This is a genomic window from Pseudoduganella sp. jia 12, assembly GCF_055502675.1.
Window position 1 is genome coordinate 118590 of record NZ_JBUXKP010000010.1, and the last position, 18505, is coordinate 137094.

The 18505-nt window shown below is 66.5% G+C and carries 14 protein-coding genes; 11 read left to right on the forward strand and 3 right to left on the reverse strand.

The genetic code is table 11. The features are described from left to right. The first annotated feature begins 196 nt into the window (after nucleotides 1-196). Together ACY65G_RS21645 and ACY65G_RS21650 are read left to right on the forward strand one after the other, a co-directional pair. The gene (locus tag ACY65G_RS21645; RefSeq protein WP_464999361.1) at nucleotides 197-2395 is read left to right on the forward strand and encodes an NADP-dependent malic enzyme; all 2199 of its coding nucleotides are present in this window, start codon (nucleotides 197-199) and stop codon (nucleotides 2393-2395) included. A 106-nt stretch (nucleotides 2396-2501) separates the two neighbouring features. Then, nucleotides 2502-3047, forward strand: coding sequence for a S41 family peptidase (locus ACY65G_RS21650; protein ID WP_464999362.1), 546 nt, complete (start codon nucleotides 2502-2504; stop codon nucleotides 3045-3047). Between the two features lie 199 nt (nucleotides 3048-3246). Here ACY65G_RS21650 and ACY65G_RS21655 read toward each other — a convergent pair whose 3' ends face one another. Then, the gene (locus ACY65G_RS21655; RefSeq protein WP_464999363.1) at nucleotides 3247-3660 is read right to left on the reverse strand and encodes a BLUF domain-containing protein; all 414 of its coding nucleotides are present in this window, start codon (nucleotides 3658-3660) and stop codon (nucleotides 3247-3249) included. A gap of 218 nt (nucleotides 3661-3878) precedes the next feature. Between ACY65G_RS21655 and ACY65G_RS21660 the strand changes: the two genes are divergently transcribed. From ACY65G_RS21660 to ACY65G_RS21695, 8 genes are all read left to right on the forward strand, one after another. Next, the gene (locus tag ACY65G_RS21660) at nucleotides 3879-4928 is read left to right on the forward strand and encodes a hypothetical protein (protein WP_464999364.1); all 1050 of its coding nucleotides are present in this window, start codon (nucleotides 3879-3881) and stop codon (nucleotides 4926-4928) included. Between the two features lie 295 nt (nucleotides 4929-5223). After that, entirely contained in the window at nucleotides 5224-7071 is a 1848-nt protein-coding gene (locus tag ACY65G_RS21665; protein WP_464999365.1) for a glycoside hydrolase family 43 protein, read from the forward strand. Nucleotides 7072-7113: 42 nt separating this feature from the next. Further along, nucleotides 7114-9099 (forward strand): glycoside hydrolase family 2 protein, encoded by a 1986-nt coding sequence (locus tag ACY65G_RS21670; protein ID WP_464999366.1) that lies wholly within the window; start codon nucleotides 7114-7116, stop codon nucleotides 9097-9099. A 121-nt stretch (nucleotides 9100-9220) separates the two neighbouring features. Then, entirely contained in the window at nucleotides 9221-10513 is a 1293-nt protein-coding gene (locus tag ACY65G_RS21675) for an extracellular solute-binding protein (protein ID WP_464999367.1), read from the forward strand. A gap of 14 nt (nucleotides 10514-10527) precedes the next feature. Next, on the forward strand, nucleotides 10528-11391 hold the full coding sequence (locus ACY65G_RS21680) for a carbohydrate ABC transporter permease (protein WP_464999368.1): 864 nt from the start codon (nucleotides 10528-10530) through the stop codon (nucleotides 11389-11391). A 36-nt stretch (nucleotides 11392-11427) separates the two neighbouring features. Beyond that, nucleotides 11428-12258 carry a carbohydrate ABC transporter permease gene (locus ACY65G_RS21685; RefSeq protein WP_464999369.1) on the forward strand — a complete coding sequence of 277 codons (831 nt, stop codon included), beginning with the start codon at nucleotides 11428-11430 and terminating at the stop codon, nucleotides 12256-12258. 187 nt (nucleotides 12259-12445) lie between these two features. Then, nucleotides 12446-15298 (forward strand): TonB-dependent receptor, encoded by a 2853-nt coding sequence (locus ACY65G_RS21690; protein WP_464999370.1) that lies wholly within the window; start codon nucleotides 12446-12448, stop codon nucleotides 15296-15298. A gap of 107 nt (nucleotides 15299-15405) precedes the next feature. Beyond that, on the forward strand, nucleotides 15406-16356 hold the full coding sequence (locus tag ACY65G_RS21695; RefSeq protein WP_464999371.1) for a glycoside hydrolase family 43 protein: 951 nt from the start codon (nucleotides 15406-15408) through the stop codon (nucleotides 16354-16356). Between the two features lie 163 nt (nucleotides 16357-16519). Here the strand turns inward: ACY65G_RS21695 and ACY65G_RS21700 are convergent, their stop codons facing one another. Beyond that, complete coding sequence (locus tag ACY65G_RS21700; RefSeq protein WP_130189244.1) at nucleotides 16520-16708, reverse strand: hypothetical protein; 189 nt, start codon at nucleotides 16706-16708, stop codon at nucleotides 16520-16522. Nucleotides 16709-16884: 176 nt separating this feature from the next. Then, on the reverse strand, nucleotides 16885-17853 hold the full coding sequence (locus ACY65G_RS21705; protein ID WP_464999372.1) for an IS1595 family transposase: 969 nt from the start codon (nucleotides 17851-17853) through the stop codon (nucleotides 16885-16887). A gap of 249 nt (nucleotides 17854-18102) precedes the next feature. On the opposite strand from ACY65G_RS21705, the gene ACY65G_RS21710 reads away from it, so the two are divergent. Further along, entirely contained in the window at nucleotides 18103-18417 is a 315-nt protein-coding gene (locus ACY65G_RS21710; protein WP_464999373.1) for a hypothetical protein, read from the forward strand. Nucleotides 18418-18505 lie beyond the last annotated feature (88 nt).

An 18505-nucleotide genomic window follows, 5' to 3' on the forward strand; every position in this document is an offset into this window, starting at 1 on the left:
TCGTGCCGAAAGGGGCCCGCACGCGTTCTTCCAACACGAGGTAATATTGACGGTTTCTTATGGCGTGTCACTCTGATATCGCCGCAGCGCATCGGCTGTGGGCGGTCGGATCGTGACCGCCAGATCATGACCACTTATTACCAATTCGCCAGCCGCCGCCTTCCGGGTGGCGCCATGGCGGCCTGAAGGAGAATGCATGACCTACGAGCAGAACGACGAGAACAAGGACGCGCGCCGCGAGCAGCAACTGCGCACGGACGCGCTGGAATACCATCGCTTCCCTACCCGGGGCAAGATCGAAGTGGTGCCGACGAAACCGCTGTCGAACCAGCGCGACCTGTCGCTGGCCTATTCGCCGGGCGTGGCCTACGCCTGCGAGGAAATCGCCGCCAACCCGGCAGCCGCCGCCGAATACACGTCGCGCGCCAACCTGGTGGCCGTGATCACGAACGGCACCGCCGTGCTCGGCCTGGGCAATATCGGCCCGCTGGCATCGAAGCCCGTCATGGAAGGCAAGGGTTGCCTGTTCAAGCAGTTCGCCGGCGTGGACGTGTTCGACATCGAACTGGCCGAGAACGACCCGGACAAGCTGGTGGAAGCCATCGCCATGCTGGAACCGACCGTGGGCGGCATCAACCTGGAAGACATCAAGGCGCCCGAGTGCTTCTACATCGAGAAGCAGCTGCGCGAGCGGATGAACATTCCCGTCTTCCACGACGACCAGCACGGCACCGCGATCATCTCCAGCGCCGCGCTGATCAACGCGCTGAAGGTGGCCAATAAGCGTATCGGCGACATCAAGCTGGTGGCATCCGGCGCCGGCGCCGCGGCGATCGCCTGCCTGGACATGATGGTGGGCCTGGGCGTGCGTCGCGAAAACGTGTACGTGACCGACTCGCGCGGCGTGATCTGGCAGGGCCGCGAAGCGAACATGGAAGCGAACAAGGCGCGCTATGCGCAGAACACCGACGCGCGCACGCTGGCCGACATCGTGCGCGGCGCGGACGTGTTCCTGGGCTGCTCGACCGCCGGCGTGCTGACCGGCGACATGGTCAAGACGATGGCCGACCGCCCGGTGATCCTGGCACTGGCCAATCCCGAACCGGAAATCCGCCCCGAAGTGGCGCTGGCCGCGCGGCCGGACTGCATCATCGCCACCGGCCGTTCGGACTATCCGAACCAGGTCAACAATGTGCTGTGCTTCCCGTATATCTTCCGCGGCGCCCTCGATTGCGGCGCCACGCGCATCACCGAAGAAATGAAGCAGGCCTGCGTGGTGGCGATCGCCGAACTGGCGGAGGCGGAAGTGTCGGAAACGGTGGCTGCCGCCTACGCGGGCCAGAGCCTGACGTTCGGGCCCGACTACATCATCCCGAAACCGTTCGACCAGCGCCTGATCGCCGCGATCGCGCCGGCCGTGGCAAGGGCCGCCGCGGAATCGGGCGTGGCCGCCACGCCGATCACCGACCTGGCCGCCTACCGCGCCCAGCTCGAGCAGCAGGTGTTCCACACGGGCCTCGTGATGAAGCCGCTGTTCACGGCTGCCAAGGCCGCGCAGAAACGCGTGGTGTACGCCGAGGGCGACGACGAGCGCGTGCTGCGCGCCGTGCAGACCGTGGTCGACGAGGGCCTGGCCAAGCCGGTGCTGGTGGGCGAGGCAGGCAAGGTCGACGCGGCGATCGCCGCCGCCGGCCTGCGCCTGAAGCGCGGCACCGACTTCACGCTCGCCGATGCGGGCGGCGCCGATACCACGGACCACGCGCTGGCACTGCTCAATGCCGGCGAAGCCGACGCGGTGATCTGCGGCCTGCGCGGCAGCATCGACACGCACCTCGAGCAGGTGCGCTCCACGATCGGCCTGGCGCCGGGCGTGGAAGTGATGGCGACGATGAATGCGCTGGTGCTGGAAAAGCACACGCTGTTCGTGGCCGACACGCATGTCAACGACGATCCGACCGCGCAGGAACTGGCCGCGATCGCGCAGCTGGCCGCCGCGCAGGTGCGCCACTTCGGCCTGGAGCCGAAGGTGGCGCTGCTGTCGCACTCCACGGCCGGCTCGTCCGAGCGCCCATCGGCCCGCAAGATGCGCGATGCGCGCGCCGTGCTGGCCCAGGTGGCGCCTGATCTGCCGGTGATCGGCGAGGTGCAGGGCGACGTCGCGCTGGTTGGCGGCGTGGTGCCGGGTTTCACGGGCGAAGCCAACGTGCTGGTGATGCCTTCGCTGGACGCGGCCAACATCGCCTTCAACCTGTTGAAGGTCACGGGCGGCAAGGGCGTGACCGTCGGCCCCGTGCTGTTGGGCGCCGCCAAGCCCGTGCACGTGCTCGGCCCGGGCGCGACCGTGCGCCGTATCGTCAACATGACGGCCGTGGCCGTGGCTGACGCGGTGCGCTGACCGGCCTTGGTGAGCCGATCAACCGATCGGCTGAGGGCCCCATGAAAGCCTGGGACGCGGATTTGCCGCGTCCCGGGCTTTTTGCTTGCCTGGGCTGCCGCACCCGGTGCCGCGACCGGTCGCCGGCATTCATCCCGTCGGCGCCGCATTCCTCTCCGATTGCCGGCCATTCGTCGCATGCGGCGGGCCGGATTCGGTGGCCTTGCTGGCCAGCTATTTCGTCGACCGGCGCACACGCCTGAACGACATCTGGGAACGCAATACCGGCGTCACCAGGCAGCACTGGACGCACGACAAGCTCGTTGGCAACCGCTATGGCGCCACGAAGCCGGTCATCGTCCTGGCGGGCCCCGGCACGATGTCCGCCGGGGAAGATTTTGCCTGCACGATGCAGGCGCTGAAACGCGCCACAGTGATCGGCGGGCGCACCTGGGGCGGAGCGCATCCCGCGCGCCCCTATCGCCTTGCCGACCATTTCTTTGCCGTGATACCCGGCGCGCGCTCGATCAGCCCTGTCACGAACAGCGACTGGGAAGGCGTGGGCGTGAAACCGGATGTCGCTGCGAAACCCGACGATGCGCTGGCGGTGGCGAAGGATCTGCTGCGGCGGCGGCTGCAGGGCGCTGCCTCGCTGGCCGCCACGCGACATTGACCCACCCGCGCCTGCCTGGTCGGCGATGATCGCGCCGTCCGGGCGGTACTGGTGGGCGGCGGCTGTGGCGTGCAGACCAATTCGCTCCTGTACGTGCGGAATCGGTCCGAAACGATCCGGAATCGGCGCGTCGCCAGGTCCTTTGTACCGGAGTCGCCCGTCCTGCTATGCGAACCTGGTGCCCGGCTTTGTCATGGCGTCACGCCTTGAAGATGTTCAGCAAGTTCACCGCCGGCGACATGCCGAAGATCTTGCGGCCCGTCTTCGCGGCCTCGACGATGTCCACGAGTTCCTCGTACTTGTCGGCCTGCCGCTCCTCCAGATTGGTCATGTTCATGGTCCAGCGCACGAAAGTGCGGAAGGCCGCAGGCTCGTTATACAGGAGGCGCAGGTCGTGGTGGCGGGGATCCTTGCTGATCTTGTCATACAAGGAGGCCAGGGTTGGGGCAGGACCTTCCAGCACCTGCATGAACCAGCCACCGTTGTAGAACAGGCTTCCGGTGACATCGATCTTCGCGTTATTGGCTTTGGCCTGCGCCCAGAGAGCGGCCAGTTCTTCCTTTTCCAGTTTGCGCGTGGATTGGCTCAGATAGACAAGTTGATGGAGTGACATGGCAGAAGGATGGTGACGGGTGAATGATTGGCAGTGCCTGGCCCAGTCTAACCGGCCTTCGTCCCTTTGGGCGCTCTGTAAGCGGCCAGTGCGGGAATGCGTCGGGGCGCGGTTTGTCGGGCAGGCGCCTGCGAGCCGTCGTCCCGAGACATTTGGTGAGTTTTTACAGGCCTGTGGTCCTGTAAAGTGCCGGCTTTCCTTCATGACGCTTGCAAACGATGAAAGCCGACGAACTCGAACGTTTCGGGACCTGCCTGCGTACGCTGCTGTCCGATCAGGCGGGGCAGCTGTTCGACTTCCGGCTCGAACTCATGGAGCGGGAGATCGCCGAAGGCTGGCGGTGCATGTATGCGCAGGCAATCCTGTTCAGGACATTGCTGCCGGAGCCCCTGATCAATGAACAGGGCCGGGCCTATGAACTGGAGAAGCTGCGGCAAGCGATCTGGCAGCGGTTCGGGCACTGGGAGTCCGGCTACCGCTCCGCACTGCTGTACGACTGGTACGGGCACCCCGAGCGCCGCGCGGGCTACCGTAACTACCTCGATGTGGGACCGTTCGACGATCCTTCCGGCGGCGCGCCCGATCCGTTCGACCGCACCGCATACGACGTGATGACGCTGCGCATGGAGCAGGACAATGCGCACTGGCGGTATGAAACGAGGACCGATGCCGACGACTGGTTCGTGGACGAGTCGTTCCGCTGCACGCTCACGCCGCCGTTCCTCGGCCTGCCGGTCGAGGATGCGCCGCCGCCGGACCCGGCACTGCGCCATGAGCACCCGGGGCAGTACTGGTGGGCGGTGCACCGCAGCCGCTATCGCCTGGTGTCCGATGTCGCCGACTACCCGGCGTTCACGAAGCCGGACTGGAACCTGCGGCTGATGGCGGCGATGGCGCCGGATTTCCCCTATGACCCGGCGCTCAGCAAGCCTTCGCGCCTGGTGTTCGTCCAGGAAGGCGAGAGCCCGCTGGCGTGGGCGCTGTTGATCGACAAGACCGACCGCTCGCCGGATTATCGCTATCCGCCGCAACTGATCCTGGTCGACCGTGCGCGCAAGAACAAGCTGAAGGACGAACATGTCGTCTTTGCCAATCCGGTCAAGCCGCATTTCTTCACACATGGGAAGGCGCCGCGCAGTCTGGAAACGCAATTGCTGTTCCACCTGCCGCGCTGCCGCCGGCTGATCGCATTCTACGAACCCTTCGTGGCGGACGCCCTGGCCGCGGCAGGCCGCAACCCGCCGCACGCGAATGCGGTGTCGGCCTGACGGTACGTCCGCCGCGCCGTCGTCCGTGCCGCCAAGGTGCCTGGCAGCCGCACGCACCGCGCATTCGCAGGGGCGGGGTGGAGCGCGGCGCATGGCAGGTCGCACTTCCATCAGGATGACGATTTGCAACTAACCGAAATTGTCGTCGGATTCGCGACATCGTATCGCTCGTCGCCCGGAACGGCAGGAGCCTGCAGGATGTCCGGCATCGCGAGAGATCGCCACCCGGGCACCCGTGCACCCCCCTTGGCCCAGCCATGCTACCTTGCGCGCTTTGGCAAAAAAGGAGCTTCCAGTGCGCCCAAGCCTGTTTCTCCTGGCAGCGGCCCTGCATGCCGCGGTCACCGCGCAAGCATCGTCCACCTACCACAATCCGCTGCCCGTCAGGCTGGCCAACGGCGAACAGGCGCAGAACTGCGCCGACCCGGCCGTGCTGCGCGACCCGCAAGCGGCGCAGCCCACGTGGTACATGTACTGCACGACCGACCCGGTGAGCCGCAACGAGAAGGAGGGCGACGGCTACCGCTTCCGCTTCCTGCCCGTGTACCGTTCGACGGACCTGGTGCACTGGGACTGGGTCAACGACTCCTTTGACAGCCGGCCGGCACCCGCGGCGTCGACGTCCTGGCTGTGGGCGCCCGAGCCGCACTACCACGATGGCCGCTACTGGCTGTACTACACGATCACCGATACGGATGACGCGCACAGCCCGGAAGCCGGCTGTGGCGGCGACAGCTCGATCGGCGTCGCCAGCAGTGCGTCGCCCACTGGCCCGTGGCAGGCCAGCGGCAAGCCGGTGGTCGGGCCGCGCCGCGCGGCGCCGGGCTGCAAGTTCGACTGGACGTTCGATCCGGATGTCGTCGTCGACGACCGCGGCACGCGCTGGCTGTACTACGGCAGCTATGGCGGTGGCCTGTTCGTGCAGCGCCTGTCCGCCGACGGCCTGTCGGTGGAAGGCGAGCCGCGGCGCGTCGGCACGTCGGGACGGTACGAAGGCGCGGAAGTGGTGCGCCACGATGGCTGGTACTACCTGTTCGCCTCGGCCACCGATTGCTGCGCCGGACCGCTGACGGGTTATGCGCTGCACGTGGGCCGTGCCACCAGCCCGCTTGGGCCTTTCCTCGACCGGCAGGGCAACGACATGGCGGCGGCGCGCGCGGGCGGCACGCCGGTGCTGCCGCAGAGCGGCAACCGCTGGGTGGGCGCGGGCCACAATTCGGTGCTGCAGGATGCGGCAGGCCAGTGGTGGACGATCTATCACGCCATCGACCTGGCCGATCCGGTCTTCGCGCCGGGCCTGACGCGACGGCCGGCACTGCTGGACCGCGTGGACTGGGTCGGCGGCTGGCCGGTCGTGGCCGAAGGGCAGGGACCATCGGATCGCACCCTGCCGGCGCCGGCGGTGACCGCGGGCGGCACGCGACCCGCCCCGGCATTTGCCGGCAGCGGCGTCGACGTGCGCTTGCTGTGGCGCGAGGATTTCACGCAACCGCCGGCCGCGCCCTGGCGCTGGCGGCGCCACCCCGGCGCCTGGCGTGCCACACGGGAGGGCCTGGCCTGGAGCACGCAGCCCGGCGACCTGCACGTGGACACCAACACGGCGCCGGTGCTGTCGCGCCCGCTGCCGGCTGGCGCGGGCGACCTGCGCATCGAAACGAGGGTGCGGCTCGATGCGGCGGACGATTGCTGCACGCCGCATGTGCAGGCCGGCATCGTGGCGATGCGGGATGACGATAACTACGTGAAGCTGTCCGTGCTGGCGTCCGCCGGGCTGCACCAGGTGGAATTCGCCAAGGAACAGAAGCCCGTGCCGGCCCATCATCCCCGATACGGCAACACGGTGGCGGGAACGCCTGCCGCGCGGGAGGACTGGACGTGGCTGCGGCTGGACGTGCGGCGCACGGGCGGCGAGGAGCGGTGGACCGCGTGGTCCAGCCGCGATGGCCGCGACTGGGTCGGCGGCGGCACGTGGACGCACCGGCTCGGCCAGGCGCCGCGCATCGGCCTCGTGGCGATGGGGGGCGGCGGCCGGGACGTGACGTTCGGGCCGCTGTCGGTCAGCGCACTACGGGCGGGCGCGTTGCGTCCGCCCCACTCAGCGGCCGGCAAGGAGGTCGCGGGTGTCACGGTTACTCAACCGTGACACTGCGCGACGAGTAAAGGACTTATCATGAGGACAAACGTGATGAAAGCCCTGCCCAAGGAGAACGAGATCGTGGACCACCCCCGGCCGCAGTTGCGGCGCACCCAATGGCTGAACCTGGACGGACCGTGGCAGGCGATGCTGGACGACGATGCCGTGCACCACGATCCGGCCGACGTGCCGTTCGATCGCACGATCATCGTGCCGTTCCCGCCCGAGGCGGCGGCCAGCGGCGTGCACGACCGCGGCTTCCGCCGCCGCGTGTGGTACCGGCGGGTGGTGGGGCTGGACGACGACCTGCTGCCTTCGCCGGACGAGCGGCTCAAGCTGCACTTCGGCGCGGTCAACCACCGCGCGCGGGTGTGGATCAATGGCCGCTTCGCCATGCAGCACAAGGGCGGCCATGGGCCGTTTTCCATCGACGTCACGCGCTACCTGGACGGGCGCTGCATGGAAATCGTCGTGCAGGCCGAGGACGACCCGCTCGACATGCACAAGGTGCGCGGCAAGATGGACTGGGAGCTGGAGCCCCATTCGATCTGGTATCCCCGCACCACCGGCATCTGGCGCACCGTGTGGATGGAAAAGGTGGCGCGCTCGCACGTGGCGGCGCTGCGCTGGACGGCGGACGTGTTCACGTGGCAGATCCGGCTCGACGCGGACATCGCGCACCATGCGCCCGGCAGCACCGTCAACGTGGTGCTGCGCCTGGGTGACCAGGTGCTGGTGTCGGACCGCTGCATGCTGCTCGAAGGCCGCCTGTCGCGGCTGTTCCAGCTGCCCGACCCGGGTATCGACGACGCGCGGGCGCACTGGATGTGGAGCCCGGAAAGCCCGCAGCTGATCGATGCGGAAATCACGCTGCACGCCGCCGACGGTCTCGTGCTCGACCATGTGATCAGCTACACGGCGCTGCGCACGGTGTCCGTCGACGGCGACCGTTTCCTCCTCAACAGCCGGCCCTATTACCTGCGCATGGTGCTCGACCAGGGCTACTGGCCGGAGAGCCTGATGGTGGCATCGGCCGAGCAGTTGCGCCAGGACGTGGTGCTGATCAAGCGGCTCGGCTTCAACGGCGTGCGCAAGCACCAGAAATCGGAAGATCCGCGCTGGCTGTACTGGTGCGACGTGATGGGCCTGTGCGTGTGGGCGGAAATGCCGTCCGCATACGGCTTTTCCAGCGAAACCGTGCATGGCGTGATGGAGGAATGGAAGGAGCTTGTCGCGCGCGACATTTCCCACCCGTGCATCGTGGCCTGGGTGCCCACCAACGAATCGTGGGGCGTGCCGGAATTGATGCACGACCGCCGCCAGGTCGATTTCGTGCGCGCCATGTACCACATGACGCGGGCGCTCGACGGCACGCGCCCGGTGGTGGGCAACGATGGCTGGGAAATGCCGTGCGGCGACTTCGTCAATATCCACGACTACCATGCCGATCCGGAGGAGCTGGTGGCCCGCTACGGCAGCCGCGAAAGCCTGAAATACACGTTCGATCACGTGCGCCCGGCGCGGCGCCGCCTCGTGATCGACGGCTTCGACGGCGTCGGCAAGCCGCTGTTCCTGTCCGAGTTCGGCGGCATCGCATGCATGGACGAAGCCGATCCGAAGGGGTGGGGCTACTCGGTGGCGCGCGACGGCGAGGAGCTGCTGGAACGCTACCGCCGGCTGATGGACGCGATCCACCGCTGCCGGCCGCTGTCCGGCTTCTGCTACACGCAGCTGACGGACACGTTCCATGAAAAGAACGGCCTGCTGACGGAACAGCGCGTGCCGAAGGCGCCGATCGCCGCGCTGGCCGAAGCCACGCGCGGGCCGGACGCCCGGCTGCACGACTGGTACACGGACCCGATGGGTCACAGCGAACTGTGGCGCGGCAAGCGCGCGCCCGAACCGGCGCCGATGGGCGGCCAGGCCGCGGCGGTGCCCGCGACGCCGGAAACAACGCACGCATCGGCCGGGCCGGAAGACCAGCCGGGCATGGCGGCGCCGGAACCGGGTTACCGGCTGCCCAGCGAGGCCGCCTAGCGGCACGTCGGCTGCGAACGCGGCAACGGCAACGAGCGACAACGAGCGACAACGATAGCGATAGCGATAACGATAGCGATAGCGAAAAGAGCAGGAACACAACAACGAGCGGAGACAAGGAATGCGAGCTGGCCGATGGTCGGTCGCGGCGCTGGCGCTGCTGCTTTCTTGCGGCGGCCCCGCCTGGGCCGAAGTGCAGGTGGTGCAGATGTGGACGCTGCTGTCGGGCGGCGATGGCGCCCGCATGCGCGCGCTGATCGAGTCGTTCAACGCGTCGCAGCAGGAAGTGCGCGTGGAAAGCACCACGCTCAAGTGGGGCGAACCGTTCTACACGAAAGTGATCACGGCCACCGTGGCCGGCGCCGGGCCGGACCTGGCGACGATCCACCTGTCCCGGCTGCCGAACCTGGCGGGCGGCGGCGTGCTGCGGCCCATTACCGCCGCCGAACTGGCGTCCGCCGGCTTGCAGGGAAGCGATTTCCTGCCGCGCCAGTGGGCCCGCTCGCAATATGGCGGCCGCGCCTATGCCGTGCCGCTCGACATGCACCCGCTGGTCCTCTACTACAACAAGGACCTGGCCGGCCAGGCCGGCCTGCTCGATGCGCAAGGCAGGCTGACCACCATCGTCGGCATGGAGGCGCTCACGAATGCGTTCCGCGCCGTCAAGGAAAAGACGGGCAAGGCAGGCCTGGCGATGGAGGCGGCGCAAAGCACCTATGCGATCTGGCGCCTGTGGCTGTCGCTGCTGGCCCAGCAGGGCTTGCCCGTGGTGGCGAACGGCCAGTTCGCCTATGGGCCCGCCGGCGAACGCACGCTGGCCGCGATCGCGCACTGGTTCCGCGCCGGCTACGCCACGGCCGGCCAGGACTACCCGGCATCGACCAGCCAGTTCATGGCCGGTAATGCCGGTTTCATGATCAACGGCGTGTGGGAAGTGCCGGAGCTGGTGCGCGGCACGCAGGCCGGCACGATCCGGTTTCGCTACGGCATCGCGCCGCTGCCACGACTGTATGGCAATGCCAGCGCATGGGCCGATTCGCACGGGTTCGCGATCCCCGCCAACGAGGGCCGGCCGATGACGCCCGAGAAAACGCGGGCCGTGCTGAAATTCGTCGCCTATGTCAGCACGCATTCGTTCGGCTGGGCCGAAGGCGGGCACATTCCCGCCTACCGGCCCGTGGCCGAATCGGCGGCGGCGCGCGAACTGATGCCGAACGCGGAGTACGCCCAGGCGGCGGCCAATGTCGTCTACGATCCGGCCGGCTGGTACATGGGCGCGGCGGGGCCGCTGGAAGCGATCGCATCGAAATTCCTGCCGGCGCCGCTGGCCGGGCAACTGACGCCGGCGGACGCACTGCGCCGCTTTGAAAGCGAGGCGCAGCGCCTGCTGAAGAAACGCCCGCCACGCTATTGAAGAATGGAGAACCGATGAGGGGTCGCCGGTCCGAGATGCTGTCCGCCATGCTGCTGCTGTTGCCGTTCATGGCGGCATTCATCCTGTTTTTCCTGCTGCCCGCCTTGCAGACGCTGTACCTGTCGCTGACCGAGAGCAGTCTCACGCGCACGAGCGCGTTCGTGGGCCTGGCCAACTACGACACGCTGATCCACGACCCGTCGTTCTGGTCGTCGCTCGGCAACACGTTTTATTTTTCGCTGCTGACGGTCATTCCGCTGACCGCGCTCGGCCTCGTGATGGCGCTGCTGGTCGACCACTTCACGAAGGCGTCGGGCTGGCTGCAGGGCGCGTTCTTCCTGCCCTACGTGCTGCCGATCTCGGTGATGACGCTGATCGCCGACTGGATGCTGCAGCCATCGTCCGGCATCGTCAACCACCTGCTGGGCGTGCAGCGTGCCTGGTTTTCCGACGTGGACTGGGCCATGCCGGTCGTGGCGATCGCCACCGTGTGGTGGACGGTGGGCTTCAACATGCTGATCTTCATCGCCGGCCTGCGCAACATCCCGCGCGAGCAGTACGAGGCGGCGGCGCTGGACGGTGCGCGCGGCTTCGCCGTGTTTCGCCACATCACCTGGCCGGCGCTGAAGCCGGTCACCATCACGGCACTCGTGCTGCAGCTGATCGCTTCGCTGAAAGTGTTCGGCCAGACCTACATCATGACCACGGGCGGGCCGTTCAACACCACCCGCGTCACGCTGCACTACATGTACGAAACGGCGTTCACGCAAAGCGATGCCGGCTATGCGGCCGCCGTCGCCATGGCGTTCATGTTCATCGTCGTCGCGCTGGGCCTTGCACAGGCGCTGGTGCTGCGCAAACGGAAGGGAAGAACATGAAGGGTCGCGCATGAGAGGGGTCACATAAGGGGTTACATGAAAAACACACCGTTGCACTGGACCGTGGTTGCCGCCGTGTCGGCCCTGGCGCTGGCGATGCTGTGGGTGGCGCCGCTGCTGTGGGCGCTGTCGACATCGCTGCGGCCCGAATATGAAACCATCTCCCCGGTACTGCACCTGCTGCCGCAGCGCTGGACCGTGGAAGCGTTCACGAAGACGCTCGGCGCCGGCAACGTGCCGCGCTGGCTGTTCAACAGCGCGCTCGTGGCGCTGGCCGTCACCGCGGTGACGATGGCGATCAGCCTGATGGCCGCGTTCGCGTTTTCCCAGCTGCGCTTCCGCGGCCGCAACGTGCTGTTCATGGTATCGATGCTGGCGCTGCTGCTACCGTTCGAGGCGCTGCTCGTGCCGCTGTTCCGCACCATGAACGGGCTTGGCCTCATCAACACCTATGCCGGCATCGTGCTGCCGCAGGTCGTGTCGCCGGTAGTGATTTATGTGTTCCGCCAGTTCTTCGATGCCGTGCCGAACGATTTCCGCGATGCCGCGCTGCTCGACGGCGCTTCGCCCCTTCGGGTGCTGTGGAGCGTGTACCTGCCCATGTCCGGCAATATCGTGTGGGCGATGGCGATCGTTACGTTCATCGCCGCGTGGAACAATTTCCTGTGGCCGTTCATCATCGTCACGTCGAACGACATGATGACGATCCCCCTCGGCCTCACGCAAACCTACGACGCGTTCGGCGTGCGCTACGCGCAGCTGATGGCGGCCGCGCTGCTCGGCGCTTTCCCGGTGGCGCTGGCTTATATCGTGTTCCAGCGCCGCGTCACGCAGGGACTGCTTGCCGCCACGGGGCTGAAGGGCTGAAGGGCTGAAGGGCTGCAGGGTAAAACGGATGTGGGCCTGAAAGCGTCGCGCCCGCGCAACCGAAACGGCGTACCGCGTTGGCGTCGAATAAAGCTTGTGTCTATGATCAGGCAGCAGCTTCTCCAGGCGAAGCGTCACGAGCCTGGCAAAACCACTTTCCAGAACAGCCCAGACATCGGAGACAGCCATGAGTTCCTCATTGATGACGACGCCAATGCGCCGTGCCGTTGCCGCCGCCCTGTGCGCGATGGCCGCCGGCGCGGCCGGCGCGCAGCAGGTCGCGGACCCCGCCGCACCACCGGCGCAGCCGGCCGATACGGTTTCTTCTCCTGCTGCGCAGGACACGTCCGGCCAGTCCGCCCCGGCGCAGGCCACCGGCGCGGGCGACGCCAGCGTGCAGGGCGGGCCCATCGCCACCGTGGAGGTGACGGGCATCCGCCGCAGCATCCGTTCGGCCGAGCAGATCAAGCGCGATGCCACGCAGGTCGTCGATTCGATCAACGCCGACGATATCGGCAAGTTCCCCGACCGCGCCGCGGGCGACGCGCTGCAGCGGATCGCCGGCGTGCAGGTCGGGCGCGACCGGGGCGAGACGTCGACCGTGACGATCCGCGGCCTGCCGGACGTCGTCACGTCGCTGGACGGCAACGACATCTTCACCGGCCGTGGCCGGCGCCTGCAATACCAGGACCTGCCCGTGCAATCGATCGGCGGCATGGACGTGTACAAGTCCGCCACCGCCAACCAGCCCGAGGGCGGCATCGCCGGCGCCATCGACATCCGCCTGCGCGCCCCGTTCGACTACAAGGGCCGTACCGTGACCGGCTACCTGGAAAACCGCCGGCAGAAGATCAACGGCAGCGACGCGGCCGAGACCCGCAACAGCCCCGGCGGCGGCGCGCTGTACAGCGACCGCTGGGACAGCGGTGCCGGCGAAATGGGCCTGCTGGTCGACGTGGCATACAACAAGGAGCACTGGGGCTATCCGGTGCAGTGGGTGGACCGCCCGGACCGCCTCTTCTCGGTCAGGCCCGACGGCACGGCCGTGCGGCTGAACGACGACCAGCCGATCGCGCCATTGAACCCGGGCGACCGTCTGGGCAACCTGCCGCAGGTGGGCGGCATCTATAACGGCGGCGAGCGCGAGCGTTTTTCCGGGCACGGCGCGTTCCAGTGGAAGATCAACCCGAAACTCGACTTCACCACGCAGTACCTCGGCACCGGCTACCGTGCCCGCAGCGCGACCGACTATATCCTCGGCATCGTGGGCTGGGCGCCGCGCCTGAGCAACGCGGTATTGGGCGACCGTGGCTGCGACACGCCGGCGGGGCAGATCTGTCCGATCGTGTCGGCCGTGGCGCTGCCGGCGCAGTTCTCGCCCAATCCCTATGACTGGGATCCCTACGTTGCCACCAGCGCCTGGGGCACGCAGGAGCGCACGAACACGCATTTCCTGAACACGAAGCTGCGCTTCCGCGACGGGCCGTGGGATGTCACGACGGGCCTGGCGTTCACCCATTCGAAGTTCATCCAGGACCGGGTGATCGTCGACCAGCAGATTCCCAACGCCACGGTGAATGTCTATACCTATGGCGCGGATGGCCATGGCGGCTACAACGCGGTGACCACGCCCACCAGCGGAACGCCATTGCGCGACCCGCGCGAGTTCGTGCTGCGCGGCCTCGTGCAGAACTGGGAAGAGTCGCTCGGCAAGCAGACCCAGTGGCGCACCGATGGCACGTACAAGATGAGCGAAGGATTCGTCCGCGCGATCAACGTGGGCCTGAAGCTGTCGTCGCGTTCCACCGCCTATCATTCGGCGGAACGGGCGAGCGACGTGAACCGCGACGCGCGGCCGAACCCGGTCGATGCGTTCGGGCCGGGCTTCGAAGTGCTCAGCCCCGGCGTGGACCGGCTGGGCGGCCAGTACTACGTGCCGTCGCACGACTTCCTGCTCGACCAGGCCGACCGGGTGCGCGCCCTGTACGGCGTGCCGGCGGGCCGCGTGCCGGACGATCCGAACCGCATGTTCGAGCAGCGCGAACGCTCCACCGCCGCCTATGTCAGCGCGCGCTGGCAGACCACGGTCGGCGGCATCGACGTGAGCGGCGATGCCGGCGTGCGCGTCATCCACGTGAAGCGCAAGCTGGAAGGCACCAGCCGGGTCGGCGACGTGATCACGCCGATCGACCTGTCGACTTCGGAAAACAACTACCTGCCCAGCATTTCGGCGCTGGTCGGCTGGCGCGAGAACCTGCAGTCGCACTTCTCGGCCGGCAAGACGCTGACGCGGCCGGACTTCCTGCGCCTGAACCCCGCGCTGTCGCTGATCCCGCCCACCGTCAACGCGCCGGGCACCGGCAGCGCCGGCAACGCGAACCTGGCGCCGACCAAGTCGACCAACCTCGATGCGACGCTGGAATACTATTTCACCGGCAACGGCTATGCGCAGCTGGCGCTGTTCCACCGCGACTTCACGGGCTACCTGCAGGACTACACGCAGGACGAGATCATCGACGGCCAGCGCTACCGCGTGACGCGGCCGCAGAACTCCGGCCAGGGCACGCTGAAGGGCTTTGAATTCGGCACGCAGAAATTCTTCGACTTCCTGCCCGGCTTCTGGAGCGGCTTCGGCGCCCAGTACAACTTCACGTGGATCAAGGACGAAAACGAAACCCGGCTCGACGTGAACTCGGCCGCGCTGACGAAGACCCGGCTGATCGACGTGGCCCGCAAGAGCCACAATTTCGCGCTGCTGTACGAGGGCCACGGCCTGACAGGGCGTCTGGCCGCCACGCGGCGCGGCGACTACGTGGAACAGGTGGCCGAACCGCGCTTCCTGCAGGACCGCGTCGTCAAGGCTTCCACCTACGTCGACCTGTCGCTGTCGTACGAGCTCACGAATAACATCTCGCTGCAGTTCGACGCGATCAACCTGACGAAGGAGAAGTACGAAAGCTACGTGGGCGACACGATGCGCCCGCGCGACATCCGCTACACGCCCACCACCTATGGCCTGGGGCTGCGCTTCAAGCTCTAAAAATCGGTGCAAAACCGGTGACAGACACCTATTAATCTGAAATGTTCCAAGAAAACCGGTGTCTGTCACCGGTTTTCGAAGCTGGGAGCGCCGGATCGGAGAAACGCATGAATGAGTACGTAAACCCCGTGTACCCGGCGACGTTCGCCGACCCGTTCGTGCTGCGTCACGGGAGTTTTTATTACGCCTACGGCACGGCGCCGGGCGGTGCGGATGGGCGCGCATTCCCCGTGCTGCGCTCGCCGGACCTGGTGAACTGGGAACCGCTCGGCTACGCGCTCGTGCCGCCGGGCGGCCACGACTTCTGGGCGCCGGAAGTGGCCTATGACGACGGCACCTTCTATATGTATTACTCGGCACAGGGCATCGACGGGCGCGACCACCAGTTGCGCGTGGCCACGAGCGCCGATCCGGCCGGGCCCTTCGTCGATGCCGGCGTGGTCCTGGTGCCCGACCAGCCGTTCTCGATCGACGCCCACCCTTTCAAGGACGACGACGGCCAGTGGTACCTGTTCTACTGCGTCGATTTTTTGGAACTGGAAGACGACCACCGCGTGGGTACCGGCATCGTCGTGGACCGCATGACGAGCATGACGGCGCTGGAGGGAAAGCCGCGCATGGTGCACCGGCCGCACGAGGACTGGCACCTGTTCCTGAAGCAGCGCACGATGTACGGCAACGTCTACGACTGGCACACGGTGGAAGGCGCGGCCGTGCTGAAGCACGAGGGGCGCTATTACTGCTTCTACAGCGGCGGGGCATGGGAAAAGGAAAACTACGGGGTCAGCTACGTGGTGGCCGACCATCCGCTCGGACCATACCGGCGGCCGGAAGAGGGTGGGCGGGCACTGCTGATGAGTACCCTGCAGGGGCAATTGATCGGTCCCGGCCACAATTCATTCGTGGCTTCGCCGGGCGGCGGTGAAACGTGGATCGTGTATCACGCCTGGGGCCCGGACCGCACCGGGCGGCGCATGTGCATCGACCGGCTGCGGTGGGAAGATGGCCGGCCGGTGACGGTGGGGCCCACTGCGTCGCCGCAGGCGGCGCCGGTGTAGTCTGGTCTAAAGCCTGTTCTCGCCCGCGTCATAAGCAAACCGGTGTCTGACACTATTTTCGGGAAGATTCACCCCGAAAATAATGTCAGACACCGGTGTTCGGCGGCCAACGATTTCCGGTTGAAGTATCGAACCTCAACCGGCGAAGTCTACCTGCAATCTCTCACGAAAAATCTCGCCGCTCGCCCGGCATCGCCAACACGCGCTTGATGACGGAGGGCTTGATGCGCTTGCGCGTCAAGAACATGTGCGCGTCCTTCAGGCCGGTGGATTGCTGCAGCAGCAGCGCACGATTGATGATCAGTTCGGTTTCGATATCGGTGCGGGAATAGGCGCGGCGGACTTTGTACATCTTGTCTCTCCTTGGGTTGCTTGTTGCGTGACGTATTGCTATCAGTGATGCAATGACTTAATCGTATTAGGCCGGACTCTGCGCTACCGTGCGCCAGTTCACCTTGGCGAACGACTCGGCAAAACGTCGTTTGTCATGGCGCTGTCACCCAAAGCTGTGGAAGTTCCACCGAGTTATCAGGTAATGCTGCCCAGCAGTGCTGCAATCAAGCAATTCGCTGGCGTTCGCCAGCGCTGCCCGTCAAGGCCGTGGCGCCAGCCCAGGTAGTTCAGCAGGTACCGGCTCGCCACCCCATTGAAACGCGCCAGCCAGCCATGGAAGCGGCTGTGGTACCCATTTACGTGCTGCAGGTGAATCGCACCGCGTGTTCGCACCCCTGCGTTCACGTTGACAGCTTCGTGCAGGATGCCGGTACGGCGCGCAAATGTCCGGTAGGCAGCGGCGCTGTCCGATACCAGCAGCACGTCCGCGGCCAGTACCGGCGGCAGGTGATGAGCCAGCTGGCGCGCCGTGACCGGACCACGGCCGCAAACGAAATCCCTCGTCTTGCCATCACGGTCGCGGGCCACGAGGATGCAATCGAGTTCCCTCGAGATGCCGCGTCGGCTGGCCTTGCCGCCACGCTTGCGCGCTGGCCTGTCCAGGTGCCGGCTGCCTTTTTGTGATTCCAGTAAATAAGTTTCGTCCGCCTCGACGATCCCTTGCAACTGCGACGGGCGATCGTGCTTGGCTCCGGCCATGAATCGATGGCGCCAGCGAAAGCTGGTGTTGCGATGGATGCCGGTTTTTTCGGCGGCGGCGCGCACCGTCCGCGAATCGAGCACTGTCTCCAGGAATGGCAGCCATTGATGACGCAGGCGCAGGAAGGCGAGCGGCGTGCCGGTCAAGGCATTGAAGGTTCGGCCGCAAGCCAGGCAGCGATAGCGTTGCAGGCCAGACGAGAAGCCGTGACGATGGATGCGCGTCGCCGCGCAATGTGGGCATGCATGGCAGGGTCGCCCGTATCGTTCGATCAATTCAAGGCAGGTCGTTAGCGCCGAGGCCGATTCGAGCAAGGCACGCAACGCCGCCAGTTGCACGCCTGAACATTGAGCGACTTGCCCGCGCAGCCGTTCCAGCAAGGTAGTGAACAGTCCGTCATGCATGGCCGCCTCCGTCGTCAGTACTGTTGAGACAGCGATTTCGGCGAATGGTTCAGTTCAGTCCACAGGCCCGGGTGACAGCGCCTTTGTCATGGACGCAACACCGACTATTGAAAAGATTGCCGCACGGCATAATCTGATGCAATATGGCAGCTGTTCCCAACCCCCGAGCAAAACATTGACCCGAGCCCATCGCGTTTGCGATGAAGGCGAGCCGCAGGTGCGTGCCGCCGACCCGTTTCTGGAGCCCTGATGAAACCCGATTCCCCCCAAGTGCTGGCCCACGTCATGTCCGACGAGGAGGCGCTGACCTACAACCCGAACCGCCTGCTCGACGGGCTGATCGACATCATGCACCTGAAGAACGACGCGGCCCTGGCCCGTTCGCTCGAAGTGGCCCCCCCCGTGATCAGCAAGATCCGCCACCTGAAGCTGCCGGTCGGTGCTTCGCTGCTGATACGCATGCATGAAGTGAGCGAACTGTCGATCCGCGACCTGCGTTACCTGATGGGCGATCGTCGCCAGAAGTTCCGTATCAGCCCGACGCACTTCAAGCCGGAAGCCTAGGCCGCGTAACCCCGCCTTGCCACCGGCGTTCGCGCGCCTGCGCGCGCGTACGCCGGCCCTCCTGGACCGGCCACCGTGCCGCCGCTCC

Excerpts from the sequence above, each read along its gene's own strand:
- ACY65G_RS21645 (WP_464999361.1), top strand. The coding sequence starts at position 197 with ATGACCTACGAGCAGAACGACGAGAACAAGGACGCGCGCCGCGAGCAG.
- ACY65G_RS21655 (WP_464999363.1), bottom strand. The coding sequence starts at position 3,660 with ATGTCACTCCATCAACTTGTCTATCTGAGCCAATCCACGCGCAAACTG.
- ACY65G_RS21660 (WP_464999364.1), top strand. The coding sequence starts at position 3,879 with ATGAAAGCCGACGAACTCGAACGTTTCGGGACCTGCCTGCGTACGCTG.
- ACY65G_RS21670 (WP_464999366.1), top strand. The coding sequence starts at position 7,114 with ATGAAAGCCCTGCCCAAGGAGAACGAGATCGTGGACCACCCCCGGCCG.
- ACY65G_RS21675 (WP_464999367.1), top strand. The coding sequence starts at position 9,221 with ATGCGAGCTGGCCGATGGTCGGTCGCGGCGCTGGCGCTGCTGCTTTCT.
- ACY65G_RS21680 (WP_464999368.1), top strand. The coding sequence starts at position 10,528 with ATGAGGGGTCGCCGGTCCGAGATGCTGTCCGCCATGCTGCTGCTGTTG.
- ACY65G_RS21685 (WP_464999369.1), top strand. The coding sequence starts at position 11,428 with ATGAAAAACACACCGTTGCACTGGACCGTGGTTGCCGCCGTGTCGGCC.
- ACY65G_RS21690 (WP_464999370.1), top strand. The coding sequence starts at position 12,446 with ATGAGTTCCTCATTGATGACGACGCCAATGCGCCGTGCCGTTGCCGCC.
- ACY65G_RS21695 (WP_464999371.1), top strand. The coding sequence starts at position 15,406 with ATGAATGAGTACGTAAACCCCGTGTACCCGGCGACGTTCGCCGACCCG.
- ACY65G_RS21700 (WP_130189244.1), bottom strand. The coding sequence starts at position 16,708 with ATGTACAAAGTCCGCCGCGCCTATTCCCGCACCGATATCGAAACCGAA.
- ACY65G_RS21705 (WP_464999372.1), bottom strand. The coding sequence starts at position 17,853 with ATGCATGACGGACTGTTCACTACCTTGCTGGAACGGCTGCGCGGGCAA.
- ACY65G_RS21710 (WP_464999373.1), top strand. The coding sequence starts at position 18,103 with ATGAAACCCGATTCCCCCCAAGTGCTGGCCCACGTCATGTCCGACGAG.